This is a genomic window from Nocardioides panzhihuensis (assembly GCF_013408335.1).
Lineage (GTDB): Bacteria > Actinomycetota > Actinomycetes > Propionibacteriales > Nocardioidaceae > Nocardioides > Nocardioides panzhihuensis.
Genome location: NZ_JACBZR010000001.1, coordinates 3,426,430 through 3,444,775, shown reverse-complemented (window position 1 = coordinate 3,444,775; position 18,346 = coordinate 3,426,430). Strand labels below are relative to the sequence as shown.

The following is an 18,346-nucleotide window of genomic DNA, read 5'->3' as shown; positions in this document are numbered from 1 at the left end:
GATCCGTGAACGGACGATACGGTCACGTGCGTGCTTCGGATAGCGGTGGTTCAGGAGTCTGCGGTGCCCGGCGACGTGGCGTCCAACGTCGCCACGGCGGCGAACCGAGTCCGCGAGGCCGCGGCGAAAGGCGCCCGGCTGGTCGTGCTGCCGGAGACGTTCACGACCTCGTGGGACCTCGACGCCTTCGACGGCCCGCTGCCGACGCTGGCCGACACCGTCTGGCTCGCCCCGGTGCAGGCCGCGGTGGACGAGACCGGAGCCGTGCTCGTGCTCAACTCGCCCCTCGTCGGTGCCGGACGGCGCTCGATCACGAGCCTGGTCATCGCGCCGGGGGAGGAGCCGGTCGCGGCGTACGACAAGCAGCATCTCTACCCGCCCGAGCGAGAGCGTTTCGAACCCGGTGAGCACGGCACGACCATCGAGATCGACGGCGTTCGGGTCGCGCTGTCGGTCTGCTACGACGCCAACTTCCCCGAGCACGCCGCCGCGGCGGCCGCCGACGGCGCGATCCTCTACGTCAACAGCGGCGCCTACTTCCCCGGCGGTGGCCACCGGCGGGATCTGCACTACGCCGCCCGGGCACTGGACAACTCGATGTACGTCGCGTTCGCCGGCCTCGTCGGCGGACCGCTCGGCCTGATCGGCGGCTCAGCGGTCTACGACCCGCTCGGCCGGCCGGTGGAGCGACTCGACGACGCCACCCCGGGGATTGTCCTCGCCACGATCGACCCGGCCGAGGTCGCCAGGGTCCGCGACGAGCAGCGGATGTGGGCTGACCACCGAGCGGACCTCGGCCCGCGGCGTACGTTGCGCCTTTAGTTGTTCCTCAGGGCGTCGGCTCCTCGGAGACCAGCTTGCCGAAGGCGATCATCCGGTTGTCGGTGTGGAAGAGCTCGGAGCAGGTGGTGAGGGTGATCAGGCGCTGGCCCTTGACCTGCTCGGGCTCGACACCGCCCTCCTCCGGGTTGTCGGGCAGCGGGTCGGTGACCCAGATCGAGGTGAAGGGGACGACCAGGTCGTCGCCGTCGGTGGTGAGCTCGTAGACGTAGGTCTTCTCCATCGTCAGGACGCGGATCTCGTCGCCTTCACGGAGCTTCGGGAGGTCGCGGAGCGGCTCGCCGTGCGTGATCCGGTGGCCGGCGAGCGCGAAGTTGCCGACCTCGCCCGGCTTGGCGGTGCCGGAGAAGTGGCCGAACCCGGCGCCCAGGGCGCGGTCCGAGATCCCCGCCATGACCGGGACCCGGTAGTCCTTGCCGAAGCGCGGGATCTCGATGAGGGCCTCGGCCGACCCGAAGTCGGTGGTCACCTCGGTCTGTCCGGAGTCCCAAGCGCTCTCGATCTTCGAGGTCGCGTCCTGCTGGCGCTGCTTGCTCACGATCGTGGTGCCGTAGAGCTCCCAGGCGACGTATCCGAGGATGCCCGCCCCGGCCAGAACCATCACCAGGCCGAGCCAGAAGATCACCCGGCGGCCCCGCGATCGGGTCTGTGTGGTGGCGGACATCAGGTCAAGCATCTCAGCCACATCCGCTGCCACGTAGGATCAGACGTTGTGGCGGGTCGGATCAAGGAGACGAGCATCCAAGAGGTGCGCGAGAAGGCACGCCTGGACGACATCATCTCCCAGCAGGTCACGCTGCGCCGGGCAGGTCCGGGGACCTACAAGGGCCTGTGCCCGTTCCACGACGAGAAGACGCCGTCGTTCAACGTGAACCCGTCGCGGGGGTTCTACAAGTGCTTCGGCTGCGGCGAGGGTGGCGATGTCATCGACTTCGTGATGAAGCTCGAGGGGCTGAGCTTCTTCGAGGCGGTCGAGCGGCTGGGAGACAAGATCGGGGTCCAGATCCAGCGCGAGGAGGGCGACGAGGCGCCGGTGAAGCGGGGCCCGAGTCGCGGCAAGCTGGTCGAGGCCCACAAGGTCGCCGCGGAGTTCTACGCCGAGCAGCTGCTGACCCCGGACGCGGTGGTCGCGCGGCAGTTCCTCGCCGAGAAGGGCTTCGACCGCGACGCGGCGCTGCACTTCGGGGTCGGCTTCTCACCGCGCGGGGGAGAGGACCTCTACCGCCACCTGCGAGCACGCGGGTTCTCGGACGAGGAGGTCGTCACCGGTGGGTTGGTGGCTCACGGGCGGTCGCACTACGACCGGTTCCGCGGCCGGCTGATGTGGCCGATCCGGGAGTCGGGCGGCGACGTCATCGGCTTCGGCGCGCGGCGGCTCTTCGACGACGACCGGATCGAGGCGAAATACCTCAACACCTCCGAGACGCCTCTCTACAAGAAGAGCCACGTCCTCTACGGCATCGACCTGGCCCGCAAGGAGATGGCCCGCACCCGCGAGGCCGTGATCGTGGAGGGCTACACCGACGTGATGGCCTGCCACCTGGCCGGGATCACCACCGCGGTCGCGACCTGCGGCACCGCGTTCGGCGACGACCACGCCAAGGTCCTGCGCCGATTCATCTCCGACGACCAGCAGCTGCGCGGCGCGGTCGTCTTCACCTTCGACGGCGACGCCGCCGGCCAGACCGCGGCGCTGAAGGCGTTCAAGGGCGACGGCAACTTCACCTCGCAGACCTACGTCGCCGTCGAGCCCGATGGCCTGGATCCCAACGACCTGCGGATCAAGAAGGGCGACGAGGCGGTTCGGGAGCTGCTCGCCAACCGGGTGCCGCTCTACGAGTTCGTGCTCCGCAACATCGCCTCGAAATATGACCTCGACCGTGCCGACGGCCGGGTCGACGCGCTTCGTGAGGCTGCGCCCTTGGTGGCTTCCGTGCGCGACGAGTCCAAGAAGATGGGCTTCACCCGAGACCTCGCTCGGTTCCTCGGCGTGGACCCCGACGAGGCGGCCAGAGAGGTACGCCGCGCCGCCGGTCGGCCCGCGCCCCAGGCCGCTCAGCCTCGGCGCGAGGCCGCGCAGACCGCCCAGGCCGGCTCTGCCGAGGCTCCCGCCGCGCCGCGGCGCCCGCCCATGCCGCATCCGCGCGAGCCGCGGTTCACGGTCGAGCGCGAGACCCTGAAGCTTTTCGTACAGCACCCGGTCGCCCTGGGCCGCACCACCGGCGAGATCACCCCCGAGGCCTTCACCCACCCCATCTACCGGGCGCTGTGGGAGATCATCGCCGGTCTGGGCGGCCCCGGCGCCGGCACCGGCGACGCGAACTGGGCTCAGAAGCTCGGCGCCGCCGCCTCGGACCCGCTGGTCAGCCGCATCCTCGCCGAGCTCGCCGTCGAGCCGATCCCGTCCGCGAAGGAGCCGGATGCGGCGTACGTCCTGCAATATGTCGTACGCCTCCTCGAGCTCCTCGACCAGCGCCGCATCGCCGAGGTGAAGAGCCGTCTGCAGCGCTCCGACGGTGCCGCCGATCCCGAGGCCTACAACCGTCTTTTCGCCCAGCTCGCCGCCCTCGAGCAGCACCGCCGCGGCCTGCGCAACCTCGTCGCTGAGTGACGGCCTGCCGATTTCCGATCGCCGCCGCCGGGTTGCTAAGGTTTCACCCGCGCCGCAAGGAGCATTCCCCGATAGCTCAATTGGCAGAGCATTCGGCTGTTAACCGGAGGGTTGTTGGTTCGAGTCCAACTCGGGGAGCCAGATAACTCCGCCTGACCTGGTCAAACAGGACAGGCGGAGTTCGTCGTTCTACCCCCGGTTTCAGAGGCTTGGTCACCTCGCCAACTACTTTCGAGGGCGCCCGGGGGGCCCAGTGGCCACCTCGGGCCAACTGCCGCGGCAGGTGACTGGCCCGCTCATGTCTAGTTGCGGCGGCGCGTGGGTACCTCCCGACCCTGAGACGCTCGCGTTCTCGGTCGTCGTGGCAAGGATCTTGGAGGCGAGCCGCACCGGGAACCTCCTCAGGAAGGCAGAGCGCGTGAATCCAGCCGATGTTGTGGTTCCTGCTGACGACCGTCCGAGCAGGCGCAGACTGGCTCCCGCGGTCGCAGGCTCGATGGCGCGCGCGGGCGGCCGTGTGCTGCAGGCCGGTGTCGGCGTGCTCGCCTGCCTGCGACCCGCTGACAAGCCGCTGCACCCGCACGGCAAGGTGCACACGGCCTTGCTGCGGCGGCACCCAGGAGCCACCACGGGCGCAGCGTTCCTCGATGAAGGTGGGTCGGACGAGGTGGTCGTACGACTCTCCCGTGCGGTGGGCCTGCCTGAGAAAGTGCCCGACGTCAACGGGCTTGCCGTGCGCGTTCCCACCGCGCGCGGCGAACATGCCGACCTCCTGCTCGCCACCACCGGTCGCGGTCGATGGACCCGGTTCCTGCTGGCTCCCCGGACCCGTCTGTCCGACGGGTTCTTCAGCACGCTGCTCCCGTACCGCGCACCCACCGGCCCGGTCTGGCTGGGAGCGCAATTCGTTGGCGAGGCCACGTGGCGAATGGCGTGGGCAAGGCCCGGGACGGACTGGACATGGTTCGCGACGCTAGAGCTGACCATCGAGTCGGATCGCGACCTGCTGCTCTCCTTCGATCCGACCCGCTCGACACCACCCGGACTCGAGATCTACGAATGGCACCGCCGCCTACGGGCGCCCGCCTACGAGACGGTGCGGCAGTCGAGAACTCAGGTAGACCCGATGTGAGCACCAGCAGTCGGAAGGTTTCTTGCGCTGCGGGAATGGATGACCGGTTCTAATGCTTGGGATCTATACAGGCATTAGAACCGGCCATGCGTGTGGCCACTCCGAAGGGGAAGAACACGATGAACCGAATCGAGCCGCTCCCGCCTCAGGTACGGACCCTGCCGCAGATCCCGCATGCTCGGGCTTACCTGGTACGCCAGCCGTGACCGGGCACTACGCGCAGGTCGCGTTCACGCCGCTGGTGACCAGCCACCAGGCCGCCCATGGGAGCGCCGACGCCTATGCGCGGATGGCTGCCTTCGGGGACGGCCCGGATCGTCTCGGTGCCGACGAGACGGACTTCATCCACTCCCGGGACAGCTTCTTCATCGCGTCGGTCAGCGAGACCGGTTGGCCCTATGTCCAGCACCGCGGTGGTCCGCCCGGCTTCCTCCGCGTGCTCGACGAACGGACCCTCGGGTTCGCGGACTTCCGCGGGAACCGGCAGTACATCACTCGGGGCAACCTGGACCACGACGAGCGGGTCTCGCTCTTCCTCATCGACTACCGGCTCCGGGCCAGGATGAAGATCTTCGGGCGAGCGCGCGTGGTCGAGCCTGAGGACGATGCCGCGCTGGTCGCGTCGCTCGCCCCTCCGGACTACACCGCGAAGGTCGAACGCGCCGTGCTGATCGAGATCGAGGCGCTGGACTGGAACTGTCGTCAGCACATCCCGGAGCTGGTGCCGCTGGACGTGGTGAGGCGCACGATGGAGGAGCTCGCCGGACAGATCGCTGGGCTCGAGGCGGAGCTCGCGGAGGCGAGGGCGGGCGGGGCAGCGAGCGTGGAAGACTCGTCTCGTCCCTAGATGCCGCATGAGGAGGTTGCGATGGAGCTGGAGGTTTCTGTCCTCTACCCGACGCAGCCGAAGGCGGTTCGGTTGATGAACACCGTCTGGGCCGACCGCACAGGCGTCCATGACTCCCTCGCGTCGCTCGCTCACCTACGGCTGTGGGCGGAGGCGGCCGGAATCGGCGAAGGTCGGGTCGAGGAGTCCGACCTCGACCGGGCCAGAGAGCTCCGGGATGCGCTGCGCCGGCTCGCCGCCGAAGCCACGCACGATGACCGTCGAGAAGCGGTGAGCGCGGACCTCGACCACCAGGCGGCGCTGGCCGTGACGAATCGCTTCCTGGCGGACTGCACGCCAGTGCTTCGGTATGAGCCGGGTCAGGACTACGACCGCGGCTGGCGTCCGGCCGGTGCCAGTCCCTTCCAGCAAGAGCTCGCGCTGCTGGCGCTCGAGGGGGCGGACCTGCTGGCCGGGCAGGGCCTGCGGGCCTGCGGCGGTCCCGGGTGCGTCCTCTACTTCGACCGGAGCCAATCCCGGCGGGAGTGGTGCTCGGCGGACTGTGGCAACCGCGCTCGCGTGGCACGGCACTACCAGCGCAAGCGCGAGGGTGAGCGGGCCGGCACGGAATCTGCATGACCGCCGCTTGGCCGGGTACCGCGAGCAGATGACTGAGATGAACCAGGACGACGCCCGCGTACAGGCTCTTCGAGGTGCGGTCGAGCGCGTCACCGCATGGCAGGAGACGGCGCCCGACGGAACGATCCGGGAGGAGCTCGGCAAGGCGCTCCACGAGGCCGGGGTGACCCTCACCGAGGAGCAGCAGGAGCTCGTGACGGAGCAGATCTCGCGTCAGGAGGAGGTCGACGTCGACCTGCTCGCCGCTCACAGCGGCGAAGGTGGGCCTGCCTGAAGTCCGTACGGCTCCGGAGCATCGCCGGACCGGTCATGGGTACCGGTCCGATCATGAGCGAAGATCAGCTTCAGCCAGAGGACACCCTCGACGACCGCGGCGTGGACGACGTCCTGGACGAGGGGTACTCCCCGCCCGAGCGGCCCCGGGGCGTGAACGCCAAGGGGGTGACGCCGCGCGAGGAGATCGAGGGCGAGACCATCGACGAACGCCTCGCGCAGGAAGAGCCGGAGGTCTGGGAGGACGCGGACGCCGAGGCTGAAGCCGACATCCTGGACGGGCCGGTGTCCGGAGAGGTCGGCGAGGCTCGTTCCGGTCGGCTCACCAGTCCCGACATGGGTGCGCGCGAGGACGACGAGGGGCAGCTCATCGGGAACGACGAGGGGATCGACGGCGCCGGCGCGTCCGCTGAGGAGGCGGCTGTGCACGTCGTCGTGGACGACGTCGACTGAGTATGCGCGTTCCGGGGTACCGGTGCAGGGCTGGATCCCTTTCAATCGCAGAGGAGAGCTGCCGTGTCCGAAGACGTGACCGACCTGATCATGCAGGACCATCGGGAGGTGGAGAGTCTGTTCGAGAAGCTTCAGCGCGAGCCGGAGGTACGTGCCGGGTTGACCCCGGTCCTGGTGACGCTGCTGGCCGCCCACAGTCGTGCCGAGGAGGCCGAGGTCTACCCGGCCGCCCGTGACGAGGCGGGGGAGAAGGATGACGTCGCGCACAGCCAGGAGGAGCACCTGCTGGCGGACCGCCTCCTCGCCGAGCTCTCCGAGTGCGATCCCTTCTCCGCGGCCTACGAGAACAAGCTGACCGAGGTCGTCGACGCGGTCACCCACCACGTCCAAGAGGAGGAGGAGACCGTGCTGCCGGGTCTTCGCGACCGACTCGACGACGCGCGTCGTGCCGAGCTGGGCAAGGCCTTCCTGAAGTCTCGGCAGGAGCACCTCGGAGACATGCCGCAGGACATCACCCGCGAGGAGATGCGCCGCCAGGCCGCCAACGCGGACATCCCCGTCGGCGACAAGGACAAGCAGGCCCTACGGGAAGAGCTGGACCAGCACGCCGACAGCTAGCGCGCTGCGGGGTCAGCCGACCGGCGGCCCGACCACGAGGGCGACGGCCGTCAGCGCGGCGACGCTCGCCAGGCCCGCGGCCACGCCGCGTACCGGGTTGTGGAGCAGCCAGGCCAGCGGACGCTCGAGGGGGCGGGTGGGGGTCTCCTCGAGCAGTCGCCACGTCGGGGCGAGCAGACCGTGGCGGCGCGTGTAGCGCTCGAACCACAGGGTGAGGAACGGCGGGATCGAGGACGCGAGACCAGCGATGAGTCGACCGGTCGACCATCGCTGGTCGATCGCGACCACCGTCGTGGTCACGCAGTAGGCGATGAACACGATCCCGTGCAGCATCCCGAAGATGCTGACCCCCAGCTCCGTCGTCTCCGTGACGTACTTCAGGAACATGCCGCCGAGCAATCCGGTCCAGGTCACCGCCTCGGCGGTGGCGACGATCCGATGGACACGAGACGGCGAGCGAAGTGGGGACACGGGACAAGTTTATTCGCACCGGTGTTCAGGCATTAATCGAGTCGCCAGGGGTACCGACCTCGACATGACGAACGACAAGCTGCACTACACGATCCCTGGCCTGGACGAGGACGCTGCCCGGACGACCATCGACCTGCTGCAGTCTCGCCTTCATGCCACCAACGATCTCCAGCTCACCCTCAAGCACGTGCACTGGAACGTCGTCGGCCCGCACTTCATCGCCGTCCATCAGATGATCGACCCCCAGGTCGACGCGGTACGCGCGATGGCCGACGCTCTCGCCGAGCGCATCGCGACCCTCGGAGGCGCCCCGCGAGGCACCCCGGGCGCGCTCGTCGAGGAGCGTACGTGGAACGACTACAGCATCGGCAGGGCCACCACCCAGGAGCACCTCGCCGCGCTCGATGTCACCTATCAGGGCGTGATCGGTTCCTATCGGGAGGCGATCAAGGCCCTCGAGGAACTCGACGTGGTGACCCAGGACATCTTGATCGGCCAGGTCGAGCAGCTCGAGCTCTTCCACTGGTTCGTCCGTGCCCACCTGGAGGACCAGGGCGGCCAGCTGCAGACCAGCGGCGAGTCCACGGAGGCCGGCGCGGCACGCGCCGCCCACGACTGAGGAGATTCCCGTGCGGTGGCGGTTCTCGGCGCTGGCGCTGCTCCCTCCGATGATCCTCACCGGATGCGGCTCGGGCCAGGAAGAGGCGGTGCGCGACAGAGCCACCGTCTTCCAGAAGGCGGTCGCCACCCAGGACTGGGCAGGTGCGTGTGAACTGCTGGCACCGGAGACACTGTCCGAGCTCGAGGCCGCTGCCAAGACGCCTTGTTCGAGCGCGTTGGCCGAGGAGAAGCTTCCCGTCCCGGGCACGCTCGACAGCGTGGATGTCTCCGGGACCATGGCCGAGGTCCGCTACCAGGGCGAGACCCTGTTCCTGAGCCGGTTCGCCGACGGCTGGAGGTTGCTCGCCGCAGGCTGCACACCGCAGCCGCCGAAGCCCTATGAGTGCGCCCTGCACGGAGGTTGAGATGCGGATCATGTACGTCGTCTACCTGGCGGCTATCGGGCTCGGACTGATCTTCACCCTGGTCATCGCCCTGAGGCACGAGTGAGGGAACGACGATGCGCCGCTTTTTGAAGGAGAACTCACTCAGCCTCGTCTTCGGGCTGCTCTTCCTGGCCGCGCTGGTCGGTCAGGCGTTCGCCGGCTGGCACCAGCTGAACGACCAGTTGCTCGCCGACGGCCTCCACCAGCTCTCGCTGGGTCGGTATCTCACCTCGGCGACCTTCGCGGTGGACGTGACCGAGAACTGGCAGAGCGAGTACCTCCAGTTCCTGCTCTTCATCGTGCTCACGGTCTGGTTGGTGCAACGAGGATCCCCGGAGTCGAAGCCGGTGGAGGACGCCGGCAAGGAGTCCGACGAGAGGCAGAAGGTCGGGGCGTACGCTCGTGCCGACTCGCCCATGCTGGCTCGGGTCGGCGGTCTGCGGACCGCGCTCTACTCCCGGTCGCTCGGCATCGTCATGGGCACCATCTTCGTGCTGTCCTGGCTGGTCCAGTCCGTATCCGGGTGGGCCGCCTACAACGAGACCCGATTGCAGCAGCTGCGCGACCCGATCACGTGGACCGCATACCTGGGACACTCGGACTTCTGGTCGCGCACGCTGCAGAACTGGCAGTCGGAGTTCCTCGCGGTCGGCTCCATGGCCGTTTTCGCGATCTACCTCAGGCAGCGGGGATCACCCGAGAGCAAGCCGGTGGGTTCGTCGCACGACACCACCGGGGTCGAGGGCTGAGAACGGCACCCAGGACCGGTTGAGGAGTCAGTCCTCGTCTGGTGCCAGCAGGCGCAGGACCGCGCGTTCGGCGGCAGCTTGGCGGGCCTGCGGGTCGTCGCTCGCTCCCTTGCGCAGCCGGATCGTGCGCCCCTGCTCGTGCAGTTCCAGCACCCGCGGGTCGATGTAGGAGCTCCGGGCCACCGCTGGAGTGTTCCCGAGGTACTCCGCGACCTCCTTGATGGCGGCGACCTGCTGCTTGCGGCGTGATCTGGCGGTCGGCGTCGCCCGCTTCGCGGCTTGGGGATCCTCGGACAGCGCGAGCGCCGCGAGCACGGTGGCGTGCCACGTACGGAAGTCCTTCGCCGACACCTCCAAGCCGCTCACCTCGCGCATGTAGTCGTTGACCACCGCCGGCGTGAGCCGTTGCCACCGCCGGCCCTGCTTGTACGCGAGGATCTCCTCGAAGCCGGCACGCCGGCGCTGCAGCTGGGCGATCGCCTCCGCCGAGAGCGGGTCGTCGATGGTGATGGTGTGGTGGACGCCGGACTTTCCGGTGAAGTCGAAGGCGTAGGAGTCGCCTCGTCTGCGCACGTGGCGACGCTCCAGCGTCGTCAGGCCGAAGCCGCCGTTGTCGTCTGCGTACGCGTCGCTGCCGATCCGGAAGTACCCCAGGTCCAGCAGGCGCAGCGCGAGTGCGGACGCCCGGTCGAGGCTCATCCCGGTGGTGGAGAGGTCCCGTTCCGTCCGGCGGCGTACGCGGGGGAGGACGGCGCCGAGCTCCAGGACCCGGTCGAACTTCTCCTGGTCGCGCTTCGTCCGCCAGTCGGGGTGGTAGAGGTACTGCCGGCGCCCCGCCGCGTCGGTCCCCACGGCCTGAAGGTGCCCGTTCTCGCGCGGGCAGATCCACACGTCCTCCCAGGCCGGCGGGATGGCGAGGGCGCGGACGCGCGTCACCGCCTCCTCAGGCAGCCGGGAACCGGATTCGTCGAGGTATACGAACCCCCGACCCGCGCGGCGCCGGGTCCATCCCGGCTCCTCCGCCGAGACCCGACGAAGCCGAACCACCTGGTGCGCCCGTCAGTCGGTGGTCTCGTCGCTGTCGCGCGCGCTCGCGGCCAGCAGTCGGTGCGTACCGTCACACCACGGCTTGACCGCCGACCTGCCGCACATGCAGACGGCACTGACCGGCCGGACCGTGTGATGGATCTTCCCGTCGGCGTCCTGGATCTCGTGCTTCCCGCGCAGCAGCATCGGCCCCGCCGGGCACATCACGATCGAAGCGTGCTCGAAGTCCGTCATGACGCACCCCACCGGGTGAGCATCGCCTGGGCGTAGCGTGCCTCGAGATCCAGACACGTGAAGACGCCGAAGAGCAGATGGTCCCGTTCGCTCGGCTCCTCGTCCAAGAAGGCCCCGCAGACGTCGCGCACAGCGACCTGCTCGTGAACGGCGTCCGCCTCGACGTGCTCGTCGTAGTAGGCAGCCATCTCCTCTGGGAAGTCCAAGCGTCGCAACCCTTGGGCGAGCTGCCGTGACGGCACCGAGCTCGTCGTCTCGAATGCGGCGAAGTGGCCGAGGGCCGCTGCCCGCAGCCGACGATGCAGTCCGAACAGCGACTGCGCGTTGTTCATCGCGAGGATCTCGACCGGCGCCTCGTCGACGTAGCAGGCGTGATCGGAACGGAGACCGGCAGCCTCCAGGCCACGACGGAACAGATGGTGGTGCAGCCGGTTCGGGTCGCCGCCGCCGTACTCGTCGAACAGGATCTCCATCAGCGCGGCCTTGGGCCGGGTCTCGAGGCGAGGAACGACCCAGCTGGTGGGGTCGGTCTCCTTGAGGTGATAGAGGGAGCGGTGCTGCAGGAGCTCGAGCACCTGTTCACGGTCGGCCCGGCGCTGCACGAACCGTGCCAACGAGGGCCCGTCGTGCTTGTCGACCAGGCCGGTCAAGCCCAGGTCGCTGTCCTCACGCAAGGGGCTCTGCTCCCAGCGCCGCCACAGCTCGGCCTCGAACGACCTCTCCAGGCCACGGCGCACTCGCAGCAGGTCCGGGTCCCACTCCAGGTCGGCATCCACTTCGTCGAAACCGCGATAGTGGAGCTCGTAGAGAGCCCACAGCGCGATCTGCGCGTCCTCTTCGGACTCCGGAGCCGACTCCAGGCCCTCGGTCGCACCGCTCTGCAGCGCGGTGAAAACTGCAGCACTCAACGTGCCGCGCGACTTCGGCAGCATCTCCACCCACCTTCCCCTCAGGCCGTTCGGTACCCGGCGTCCGCGCCAGCCATGCTCGCCGCCCGGGTGAGGTGGACGAGCACCCCTTCACCCGGCGAGTCGCGGACCTCCTGGATCGTCAGACCGCTGCCCTCGACCATATCCGGCAGACGTTCGGCCTGCTCGGCCGTGCCGAGCTGGAGGACGGCCGAGCCGCCGGGGGAGAGGTGCCGGGCTGTCGCTGTCAAGCACGTCTCGGCGACGAGCATCCCGTCGGCCCCGCCGTCGATGGCAGTCCGTGGATCCTCGGGATAGCGCTCGACCTGCGCCGTCGGGACCCACGGTGGATCGGCTATCACCAGGCAGTAGCGCTCATCGGGGTCGAGCGCGTGCTCGATGCTGCCCTCGCGTACCTCGACCAGATGACTCAACCCGGCGCGGTCGGCGTTGGCGCGGTTGAACGCGCATGCGACTGGGTTCGCGTCGACGCACACCAGTCGGCGGCCGACCATCGCGGCCGTGAGCAGGCCGATCTGGCCGGCGCCGGAGCACAGCTCGAGCATCGGCCCGTCCGGCAGGCTGGCCGACAGCTCGGCCGCCCATTCGGACTGACGGACGGTCCAGGTACGCGGGGTGAGCACGCGATCGTCGAAGTCGATGTCGAGATGGCCGAATCGGATCATGGCGGTGGGATCTCCTGCTGGTTCGAGGTTGGTTCGAGGCTGCTTCGGGTTCAGCTGAGCTCTGCGAGCCGGACCACCGCACTGGCGAGCTGACCCTCCTCGGCGAGGATCCTGCGCTGGGTCGAGGAGCCGGTGCCGCGGGTGAAGATCCGGTCGACACCAGTCTCGACGCGGCCGAGGTCCTCGGTCTCGCGCAACGCCGGGGCGATGTGCTCGACGAGGGTCTCGACCACCTCGCGCGCGGGTCTCGGCCGGTGGGTCCGCGGGTCGAGGAGATCACCGGTGATCCCGTGCTTGCCCGCCTGCCACATCGCAAGCCGGAGCACCGCGACCGATGTCGGGTCGGCCGGCTGACCCTGCGCCCACTCCTTGGCCGCGGTATCGACCAGCGCCCGCGCCAGCGCCGCGATGAGGGCGGTGTCACGAGGGTCCAGACAGACGTCGGCGACCCGGACCTCGAGGGTCGGGTAGTGGCGGGACGGGCGGGCATCGAAGTAGGCCATCCCCTCGTCCAGAGGAACTCCGGTATCGACGAGCAGACGCAGGTGATCGAGGTAGGCCTGGCTGCTGCCGAAGATCTCGGTCGGTCCATTGGTCGGCCAACGTGTCATCGCCTGGGACCGGTAGCTCTGGTAACCCGAGTCCGCGCCGTGCCAGAACGGTGAGTTGGCACTCACCGCGAGCAGCACGGGCAGCCAGGTGCGGATCCGGTCGAGAGCCCCCACCGCCTCGTCGTCGGAGTCGACCGAGACATGCACGTGGCAGCCGCAGGTGAGCTGCTCGCTGGCAGTCAGCCCGAACTGCTCGGTGATCGCGGCATAGCGCTCGTCGTCGAAGGTCTGGGGACGCACCGGCAGCGGGGTCGTACCGCTCGCCAGGATCAGCGCGCCCACCTCGGCCGCGGCCGCGCGGGTCCTGTCGCGCCACTGCCTCAGGTCCATCTCGAGCAACCCGAGATGCTCCTCCGGCGGAGTGTCGGTCTCGACCTGCTGCTCCTGCATCTCAGGTCCGACCGAACCGCCGGCCTCGCCGGCATCGACCTCGGTGTCACCGTGCCGACGAGCCACCCGCAGCACCTCGCTGGCCACCGATCGCGGGACGCCGGTCCGGGCGTCGACGAGGAGGAGCTCCTCCTCGACCCCGACTGTCCGGACCTGGTCATGGGTACTGCTCGAAGAGCGTGTATTCACCGCTCGCACCTTTCTCTGGAAGGAGTAACCAGACGATGTGTCGTCTTTTCGGATACGTGGCCGACTCTCCCTGTGCCGTCGCCGATCTGCTGGGAGAGGAGGGGCTGGAAGCGTTCACCTCGCTCACCGCAGTGCATTCCGACGGTTGGGGGATGGCGTGGCACACGGCCGAGGGCACGTGTACGACGAGCTCGCCGCGTTCGGCGGACGTCGATCCGACCTACCGCAGGCACGTCGAGGCTCCGCTCTCGCAGGCCGGCTTCGTGCACCTGCGCTGGGCGACCGGTGGACTCGACGTACGTCAGGAGAACACCCACCCCTTCTTGACCGACGGTGCCGCGTTCGCGCACAACGGCCACGTCTCCCCGATCGCCGATCTCGAGGCGCTGCTCACCCCGGAGTCCCGTGAGCGGCTGCGGGGCGACACCGACAGCGAGCGCTACTTCCACTTCGTGCACCAGAACGTCGAGGAGTGCGGCGACGAGGCCGAGGGAGTCACCCGAGCGCTGGCCACGCTGGTCCAGAAGTTCCCGCGGTGCAGCCTGAACGCGCTGATGCTCACCCGGACACACATGTTCGCGATCCACATCAACTCGCGCGCCGACTCGCCACTGCGTGCGCTGCGTCGGCTCTTCGACGACGAGGACGAGATCCCGCCTCGACACACCACGGAGTACTTCGCGATGGACTACCGCAGGACCGACCACGGTCTCGAGATCGTCTCCAGCGGTCTCGGTCAACCCGGATGGACTCCAGTGCCCGCTGACACCGCGGTGATGGTCGATCTGGCCACGCAGGAGGTCACCAGGTTGGATCCGATTGCGCAGCTCGGCGCCGACGCGACCAGAGCTCAGGGCTGACGACGACGACGTATCGACCGGCTTCCGCTGGACGAGAGTGGGGGCTTCGGCCATGCCTCGCAGTACCCCATCGGGCACGGCTTCATTCCGGGCGGCGGGGACTTTCCCCGCCAGCGCGTGACTGGCTCACAGGAACCACACAGCGAACGGGCGGAGTCTTGAGGCATCAACCGCCTCGACGAACGCTGCTGGGCCCGAGACCGAGGGCCTGGCCGCCTGACCTTCGCCCCACCCCCACCTGCTCGACCCGTCCCGGCCCATCGAGGACGGGTCGAGCAGGGCTCTCAGGTGTTCGGCCCGGATCCACCCTCGCGATGGGCGCTGAGTCCGTCGTCACCCGGGGCGACCGAGTCGTGGAGCCTGATCGTGTGGTCGTAGTGGGCCTCGGACATGGGCAGGTAGTCGATCCGAGGCTCTGTCATCACGCCCTCGAGACGCAGCCGTAGGTCCGCCTCGGTCCGGGCCGTGGCCTGAGCGTCGAGGTCGTCGGCGGCGGTTATCAGGTGCGGGCGCAGCGGATCCATGCCGGTGTACCAGAAGGTGCCGTGCAGCAGCGGCCACAGGACGTCCTCGATGTCACCGCTGATCCCGCGTGGCCCGAGGGTCGCGGCCCGGTCACCGGCGGTGACGACGGTCAGCGCGCGTTTGCCGACCAGGCCGCCTCTGCCGTACTTGAGGGGCTTTCCGGTCTCCGGATCCGGTACGTCGAAGGCGAACCCCGACTCGAAGACCCGGTCGATCCAGCCCTTGAGGATGGCCGGCACCGAGTACCACCACAGCGGGAACTGGACGACCAGGAGATCGGCTCGTCTGAGGCGGTCCTGGTGGCGACGCACGTCGGCCTCGCCCCGCCCCACCAGGAGTGGATTGAAACCTTCACGATAGAGATCGATCTCGTCGACGCTCCAGCCGGCCGCGCCGAGCGCGCTCACGCCCACCTCCCGCAGCCGGCCGTTGAGCGATGACGCGTGCGGATGTGCCCATACCCAGAGTGCGTGCATGGGCCTGTCAACGCTGCCTGACGCGGCGAGATTCCCCTCCGGCGAGGGGCGGCCGAACCCATGGCCCGAGGACAAAGTCCGAACCTTGCTCAAATTAGCGGCCGAAGAGTGTTGACGTATGTGATTGCCATCACTAGCGTAAACCAGGCTTGAAACCTTTCAATTCGAGGAGTTGCCCATGCCGGACACACCCGCCGCACTGGAGCTGCGGGACGTGGCCAAGTCGTTCGGCCCCGTACGCGCCCTCCGGTCCGGAAGTCTCCGGGTCGAGGCCGGATCCATCCACGCGCTCGTGGGGGAGAACGGCGCCGGGAAGTCGACCCTGGTCAAGATCGTCGCCGGGCTCTACCGCCGTGACGCCGGCGACTACCTGCTCGCCGGGGAGCAGGTCGACTTCCGCAACACCGCAGACGCCAAGCAGGCCGGCGTCGCGGTCATCTACCAGGAGCCGACCCTCTTCCCCGACCTCTCGGTCACCGAGAACATCTTCATGGGGCGTCAGCCGACCAACCGCTGGGGCAGGATCGACCGCGCCGCGATGCGCACCGAGGTCGTCGAGCTCTTCGCCAGGCTCGGCGTCCCCATCGAGCCCGACCGCCCGACCGAGGGCCTCTCGATCGCCGACCAGCAGCTGATCGAGATCGCCAAGGCGCTCTCTCTCGATGCCAAGGTGCTGATCATGGACGAGCCGACCGCGGCCCTGTCCGGCAACGAGGTCGACCGGCTGATGACCGTCGCGCGCACGCTGCGCGACCAGGGCTGCGCAGTCGTCTTCATCTCGCACCGGTTCGACGAGGTGTTCGCGTTGTGCGACACGATCACGGTGATGCGCGACGGCGCCTACATCTCCACCGACCCGATCTCCGAGGTCACCGAGGACGAGATCGTCCAGCGTCTGGTCGGGCGCGAGGTCTCCGACCTCTACCCGAAGCTCGAGGCCACCGTCGGCAAGCCCATGCTCGAGGTCAAGGGCCTCACCAGCACCGGCCTGTTCCACGACATCAGCCTCACCGTCCGCGAAGGTGAGATCGTCGGCCTGGCCGGCCTCGTCGGTGCCGGACGCAGCGAGGTCGCGCAGGCGATCTTCGGGGTCGACTCCTACGACAGCGGTGAGGTCACCCTCGACGGCCGGCCGATCCCGCCGGGCGACCCGAGACGGGCGATCGAGATGGGTCTGGCGTTCGTCCCCGAGGACCGCCGTCAGCACGGTCTCGTCCTGGACGCGCCGATCTCGCGCAACATCACCCTGCCGACGAGCGGCCGGCTCGCCCGCAACGGGCTGATCAGCACCGGCATCGAGAACCGTTCGGCCGCCGACTGGGCTGCCCGGCTCGAGGTCAAGGCCGCGACGCTGGATGCGCTGGCCGGCACCCTCTCGGGCGGCAACCAGCAGAAGGTCGTCCTGGCCAAATGGCTCTCGACCCAGCCGAAGGTGCTGATCATCGACGAGCCCACCCGAGGCATCGACGTCGGCACCAAGTCCGAGGTCCACCGGCTCCTCTCGACGCTGGCCCAAGAGGGCCTCGCGATCCTGATGATCTCCTCCGAGCTCCCCGAGGTGCTCGGTATGGCCGACCGGGTGATCGTCCTCAGCGAGGGCCACCAGACGGCCGAGCTGAGCCGCGAGGAGGCGACCCCCGAGGCCGTCATGCGCGCGGCGACGGCACACCACTCCACCACCCTGAACGTCAGCGAGGCATCATGACCACCACGCTCGACGCGCCCGCCCCGGCCGCGCCGCAGCCACGGCACCGAGCAGCCAACCGGCTGACCTGGCTCCTCAAGCAGCGCGAGACCGGCATCGCCGTCGCCTTCGTCGCCCTGCTCGTGGTGACCACGGCGGTGAACCCCAACTTCCTGTTCAGCACGGACGGCTGGCGCGACCTCACCCTGACCCCCGCGATCCTCGTCTGCCTGGCGATCGGTCAGGCGATGGTGATCGTCACCCGCAACGTCGACCTCAGCGTCGGCTCGACGCTCGGGCTGACGGCGTACCTCGCCGGGCGGCTCTTCCTCGACACCGGCCTCCCGGTGATCGTCGTCGTCCTGATCGCCGTCGCCGCGGGCGCCGTGCTCGGCCTGATCAACGGGGTGCTGGTCGCCTTCGCCAAGGTGCCGGCGCTGGTCATCACCCTCGGCACGCTCTACATCTACCGCGGCATCATGCTCGAGTGGGCCGGCAGCGACCGGATCAACGCCTCCGACATCCCGCCCGGGCTGCTCGACTTCGGCACCGGATCCTTCCTGTTCATCCCCAACCTCGCCTGGATCTCGTTCGCGCTGCTGGCCGCCGCGATCTACCTGATGCGCTCGACCCGCGTCGGCCGCGAGTTCTACGCGATCGGCTCCGACCCCGCCGCCGCCACCCTCTACGGGCTGCGCGACAAGCGCCGGGTCCTGCAGGCGTTCGCCACCTCGGGTGCGCTCGCCGGTCTCGCCGGGATCCTGTACGTCTCTCGCTACGGCACCATCAGCTCCGGTGTCGGGCAGGGCATCGAGCTCGAGGCGGTCGGCGCCGCGGTCGTCGGTGGCGTGGCCATCTTCGGCGGCAGCGGCACGGTCCTCGGGGCAGCCCTGGGGGCGTACCTCCTCACCACCATCAACCGGGCGCTCCCGGTCCTGGGCATCCCCGACTTCTGGCAGCAGGCCGTCGTCGGCGCGCTGATCATCGGCGCGATCGTCCTGGACCGCTACTTCGCCCGCCGTCAGCACGACAAGCTTCTCGCAGAGAGGGAAGAGTCATGAGTGAGCGCCAGCGAACG

The 18,346-nt window shown here is 68.9% G+C and carries 22 protein-coding genes and 1 tRNA gene; 15 read left to right on the top strand and 8 right to left on the bottom strand.

All coding sequences use genetic code 11. The annotated features are described in order from the left end of the window. Positions 1-30 precede the first annotated feature (30 nt). A complete protein-coding gene (locus BJ988_RS16300) occupies positions 31-822 on the top strand; it encodes a nitrilase-related carbon-nitrogen hydrolase (protein WP_179658920.1) in 792 nt (263 codons plus the stop codon). A gap of 7 nt (positions 823-829) precedes the next feature. Here the strand turns inward: BJ988_RS16300 and BJ988_RS16295 are convergent, their stop codons facing one another. Continuing rightward, positions 830-1,504, bottom strand: a complete 675-nt coding sequence (locus tag BJ988_RS16295; protein WP_246321505.1) for a class E sortase — start codon at positions 1,502-1,504, stop codon at positions 830-832. Positions 1,505-1,552: 48 nt separating this feature from the next. Here BJ988_RS16295 and dnaG point away from each other — a divergent pair, with 48 nt between their 5' ends. From dnaG to BJ988_RS16255, 8 genes are all read left to right on the top strand, one after another. After that, positions 1,553-3,451: a DNA primase gene (gene dnaG / locus BJ988_RS16290; RefSeq protein WP_179658919.1), complete on the top strand. Its 1,899-nt coding sequence runs from the start codon at positions 1,553-1,555 to the stop codon at positions 3,449-3,451. Between the two features lie 65 nt (positions 3,452-3,516). After that, positions 3,517-3,592 (top strand) — tRNA-Asn (locus BJ988_RS16285). A 277-nt stretch (positions 3,593-3,869) separates the two neighbouring features. Then, positions 3,870-4,583: a hypothetical protein gene (locus BJ988_RS16280; RefSeq protein WP_179658918.1), complete on the top strand. Its 714-nt coding sequence runs from the start codon at positions 3,870-3,872 to the stop codon at positions 4,581-4,583. A 202-nt stretch (positions 4,584-4,785) separates the two neighbouring features. Beyond that, complete coding sequence (locus BJ988_RS16275; protein ID WP_179658917.1) at positions 4,786-5,430, top strand: pyridoxamine 5'-phosphate oxidase family protein; 645 nt, start codon at positions 4,786-4,788, stop codon at positions 5,428-5,430. Between the two features lie 21 nt (positions 5,431-5,451). Next, positions 5,452-6,048, top strand: a complete 597-nt coding sequence (locus BJ988_RS16270; RefSeq protein ID WP_179658916.1) for a CGNR zinc finger domain-containing protein — start codon at positions 5,452-5,454, stop codon at positions 6,046-6,048. Positions 6,049-6,076: 28 nt separating this feature from the next. Continuing rightward, positions 6,077-6,322, top strand: coding sequence for a hypothetical protein (locus tag BJ988_RS16265; RefSeq protein ID WP_179658915.1), 246 nt, complete (start codon positions 6,077-6,079; stop codon positions 6,320-6,322). A 53-nt stretch (positions 6,323-6,375) separates the two neighbouring features. After that, positions 6,376-6,774, top strand: coding sequence for a DUF5709 domain-containing protein (locus tag BJ988_RS16260; protein ID WP_179658914.1), 399 nt, complete (start codon positions 6,376-6,378; stop codon positions 6,772-6,774). Positions 6,775-6,837: 63 nt separating this feature from the next. Continuing rightward, complete coding sequence (locus BJ988_RS16255) at positions 6,838-7,392, top strand: hemerythrin domain-containing protein (protein ID WP_179658913.1); 555 nt, start codon at positions 6,838-6,840, stop codon at positions 7,390-7,392. 12 nt (positions 7,393-7,404) lie between these two features. Here the strand turns inward: BJ988_RS16255 and BJ988_RS16250 are convergent, their stop codons facing one another. Beyond that, a complete protein-coding gene (locus tag BJ988_RS16250) occupies positions 7,405-7,863 on the bottom strand; it encodes a DUF3817 domain-containing protein (RefSeq protein ID WP_179658912.1) in 459 nt (152 codons plus the stop codon). A gap of 64 nt (positions 7,864-7,927) precedes the next feature. Here BJ988_RS16250 and BJ988_RS16245 point away from each other — a divergent pair, with 64 nt between their 5' ends. The 3 genes from BJ988_RS16245 (at position 7,928) to BJ988_RS16235 (ending at position 9,658) form a co-directional block, all read left to right on the top strand. Continuing rightward, positions 7,928-8,482 carry a Dps family protein gene (locus BJ988_RS16245; protein WP_179658911.1) on the top strand — a complete coding sequence of 185 codons (555 nt, stop codon included), beginning with the start codon at positions 7,928-7,930 and terminating at the stop codon, positions 8,480-8,482. A gap of 10 nt (positions 8,483-8,492) precedes the next feature. After that, complete coding sequence (locus BJ988_RS16240; RefSeq protein ID WP_179658910.1) at positions 8,493-8,888, top strand: hypothetical protein; 396 nt, start codon at positions 8,493-8,495, stop codon at positions 8,886-8,888. A gap of 95 nt (positions 8,889-8,983) precedes the next feature. Next, positions 8,984-9,658 carry a DUF6766 family protein gene (locus tag BJ988_RS16235; RefSeq protein WP_179658909.1) on the top strand — a complete coding sequence of 225 codons (675 nt, stop codon included), beginning with the start codon at positions 8,984-8,986 and terminating at the stop codon, positions 9,656-9,658. Between the two features lie 27 nt (positions 9,659-9,685). Here the strand turns inward: BJ988_RS16235 and BJ988_RS16230 are convergent, their stop codons facing one another. From BJ988_RS16230 to BJ988_RS16210, 5 genes are read right to left on the bottom strand one after another with little or no spacing between them, the layout of a single operon-like run. Further along, positions 9,686-10,705: a DNA topoisomerase IB gene (locus tag BJ988_RS16230; RefSeq protein ID WP_179658908.1), complete on the bottom strand. Its 1,020-nt coding sequence runs from the start codon at positions 10,703-10,705 to the stop codon at positions 9,686-9,688. Positions 10,706-10,717: 12 nt separating this feature from the next. Continuing rightward, positions 10,718-10,939 carry a CDGSH iron-sulfur domain-containing protein gene (locus BJ988_RS16225; protein WP_179658907.1) on the bottom strand — a complete coding sequence of 74 codons (222 nt, stop codon included), beginning with the start codon at positions 10,937-10,939 and terminating at the stop codon, positions 10,718-10,720. Beyond that, entirely contained in the window at positions 10,936-11,871 is a 936-nt protein-coding gene (locus BJ988_RS16220) for an iron-containing redox enzyme family protein (RefSeq protein WP_179658906.1), read from the bottom strand. The genes BJ988_RS16225 and BJ988_RS16220 overlap by 4 nt, the downstream gene beginning before the upstream one ends. Before the next feature lie 17 nt (positions 11,872-11,888). After that, positions 11,889-12,533, bottom strand: a complete 645-nt coding sequence (locus tag BJ988_RS16215; RefSeq protein WP_179658905.1) for a class I SAM-dependent methyltransferase — start codon at positions 12,531-12,533, stop codon at positions 11,889-11,891. A gap of 50 nt (positions 12,534-12,583) precedes the next feature. After that, positions 12,584-13,723, bottom strand: coding sequence for a glutamate--cysteine ligase (locus BJ988_RS16210; protein WP_179658904.1), 1,140 nt, complete (start codon positions 13,721-13,723; stop codon positions 12,584-12,586). Positions 13,724-13,758: 35 nt separating this feature from the next. On the opposite strand from BJ988_RS16210, the gene BJ988_RS16205 reads away from it, so the two are divergent. After that, complete coding sequence (locus BJ988_RS16205; protein ID WP_246321504.1) at positions 13,759-14,583, top strand: class II glutamine amidotransferase; 825 nt, start codon at positions 13,759-13,761, stop codon at positions 14,581-14,583. A gap of 284 nt (positions 14,584-14,867) precedes the next feature. Here the strand turns inward: BJ988_RS16205 and BJ988_RS16200 are convergent, their stop codons facing one another. Continuing rightward, positions 14,868-15,584, bottom strand: a complete 717-nt coding sequence (locus BJ988_RS16200) for an NAD(P)H-dependent oxidoreductase (protein ID WP_179658902.1) — start codon at positions 15,582-15,584, stop codon at positions 14,868-14,870. A 178-nt stretch (positions 15,585-15,762) separates the two neighbouring features. Here BJ988_RS16200 and BJ988_RS16195 point away from each other — a divergent pair, with 178 nt between their 5' ends. Both BJ988_RS16195 and BJ988_RS16190 read left to right on the top strand, forming a co-directional pair. Next, positions 15,763-17,289, top strand: coding sequence for a sugar ABC transporter ATP-binding protein (locus BJ988_RS16195; RefSeq protein WP_179658901.1), 1,527 nt, complete (start codon positions 15,763-15,765; stop codon positions 17,287-17,289). Further along, positions 17,286-18,329: an ABC transporter permease gene (locus tag BJ988_RS16190; RefSeq protein ID WP_179658900.1), complete on the top strand. Its 1,044-nt coding sequence runs from the start codon at positions 17,286-17,288 to the stop codon at positions 18,327-18,329. Before BJ988_RS16195 ends, BJ988_RS16190 begins: the two co-directional genes overlap by 4 nt. The last annotated feature ends 17 nt before the right edge of the window (positions 18,330-18,346 follow it).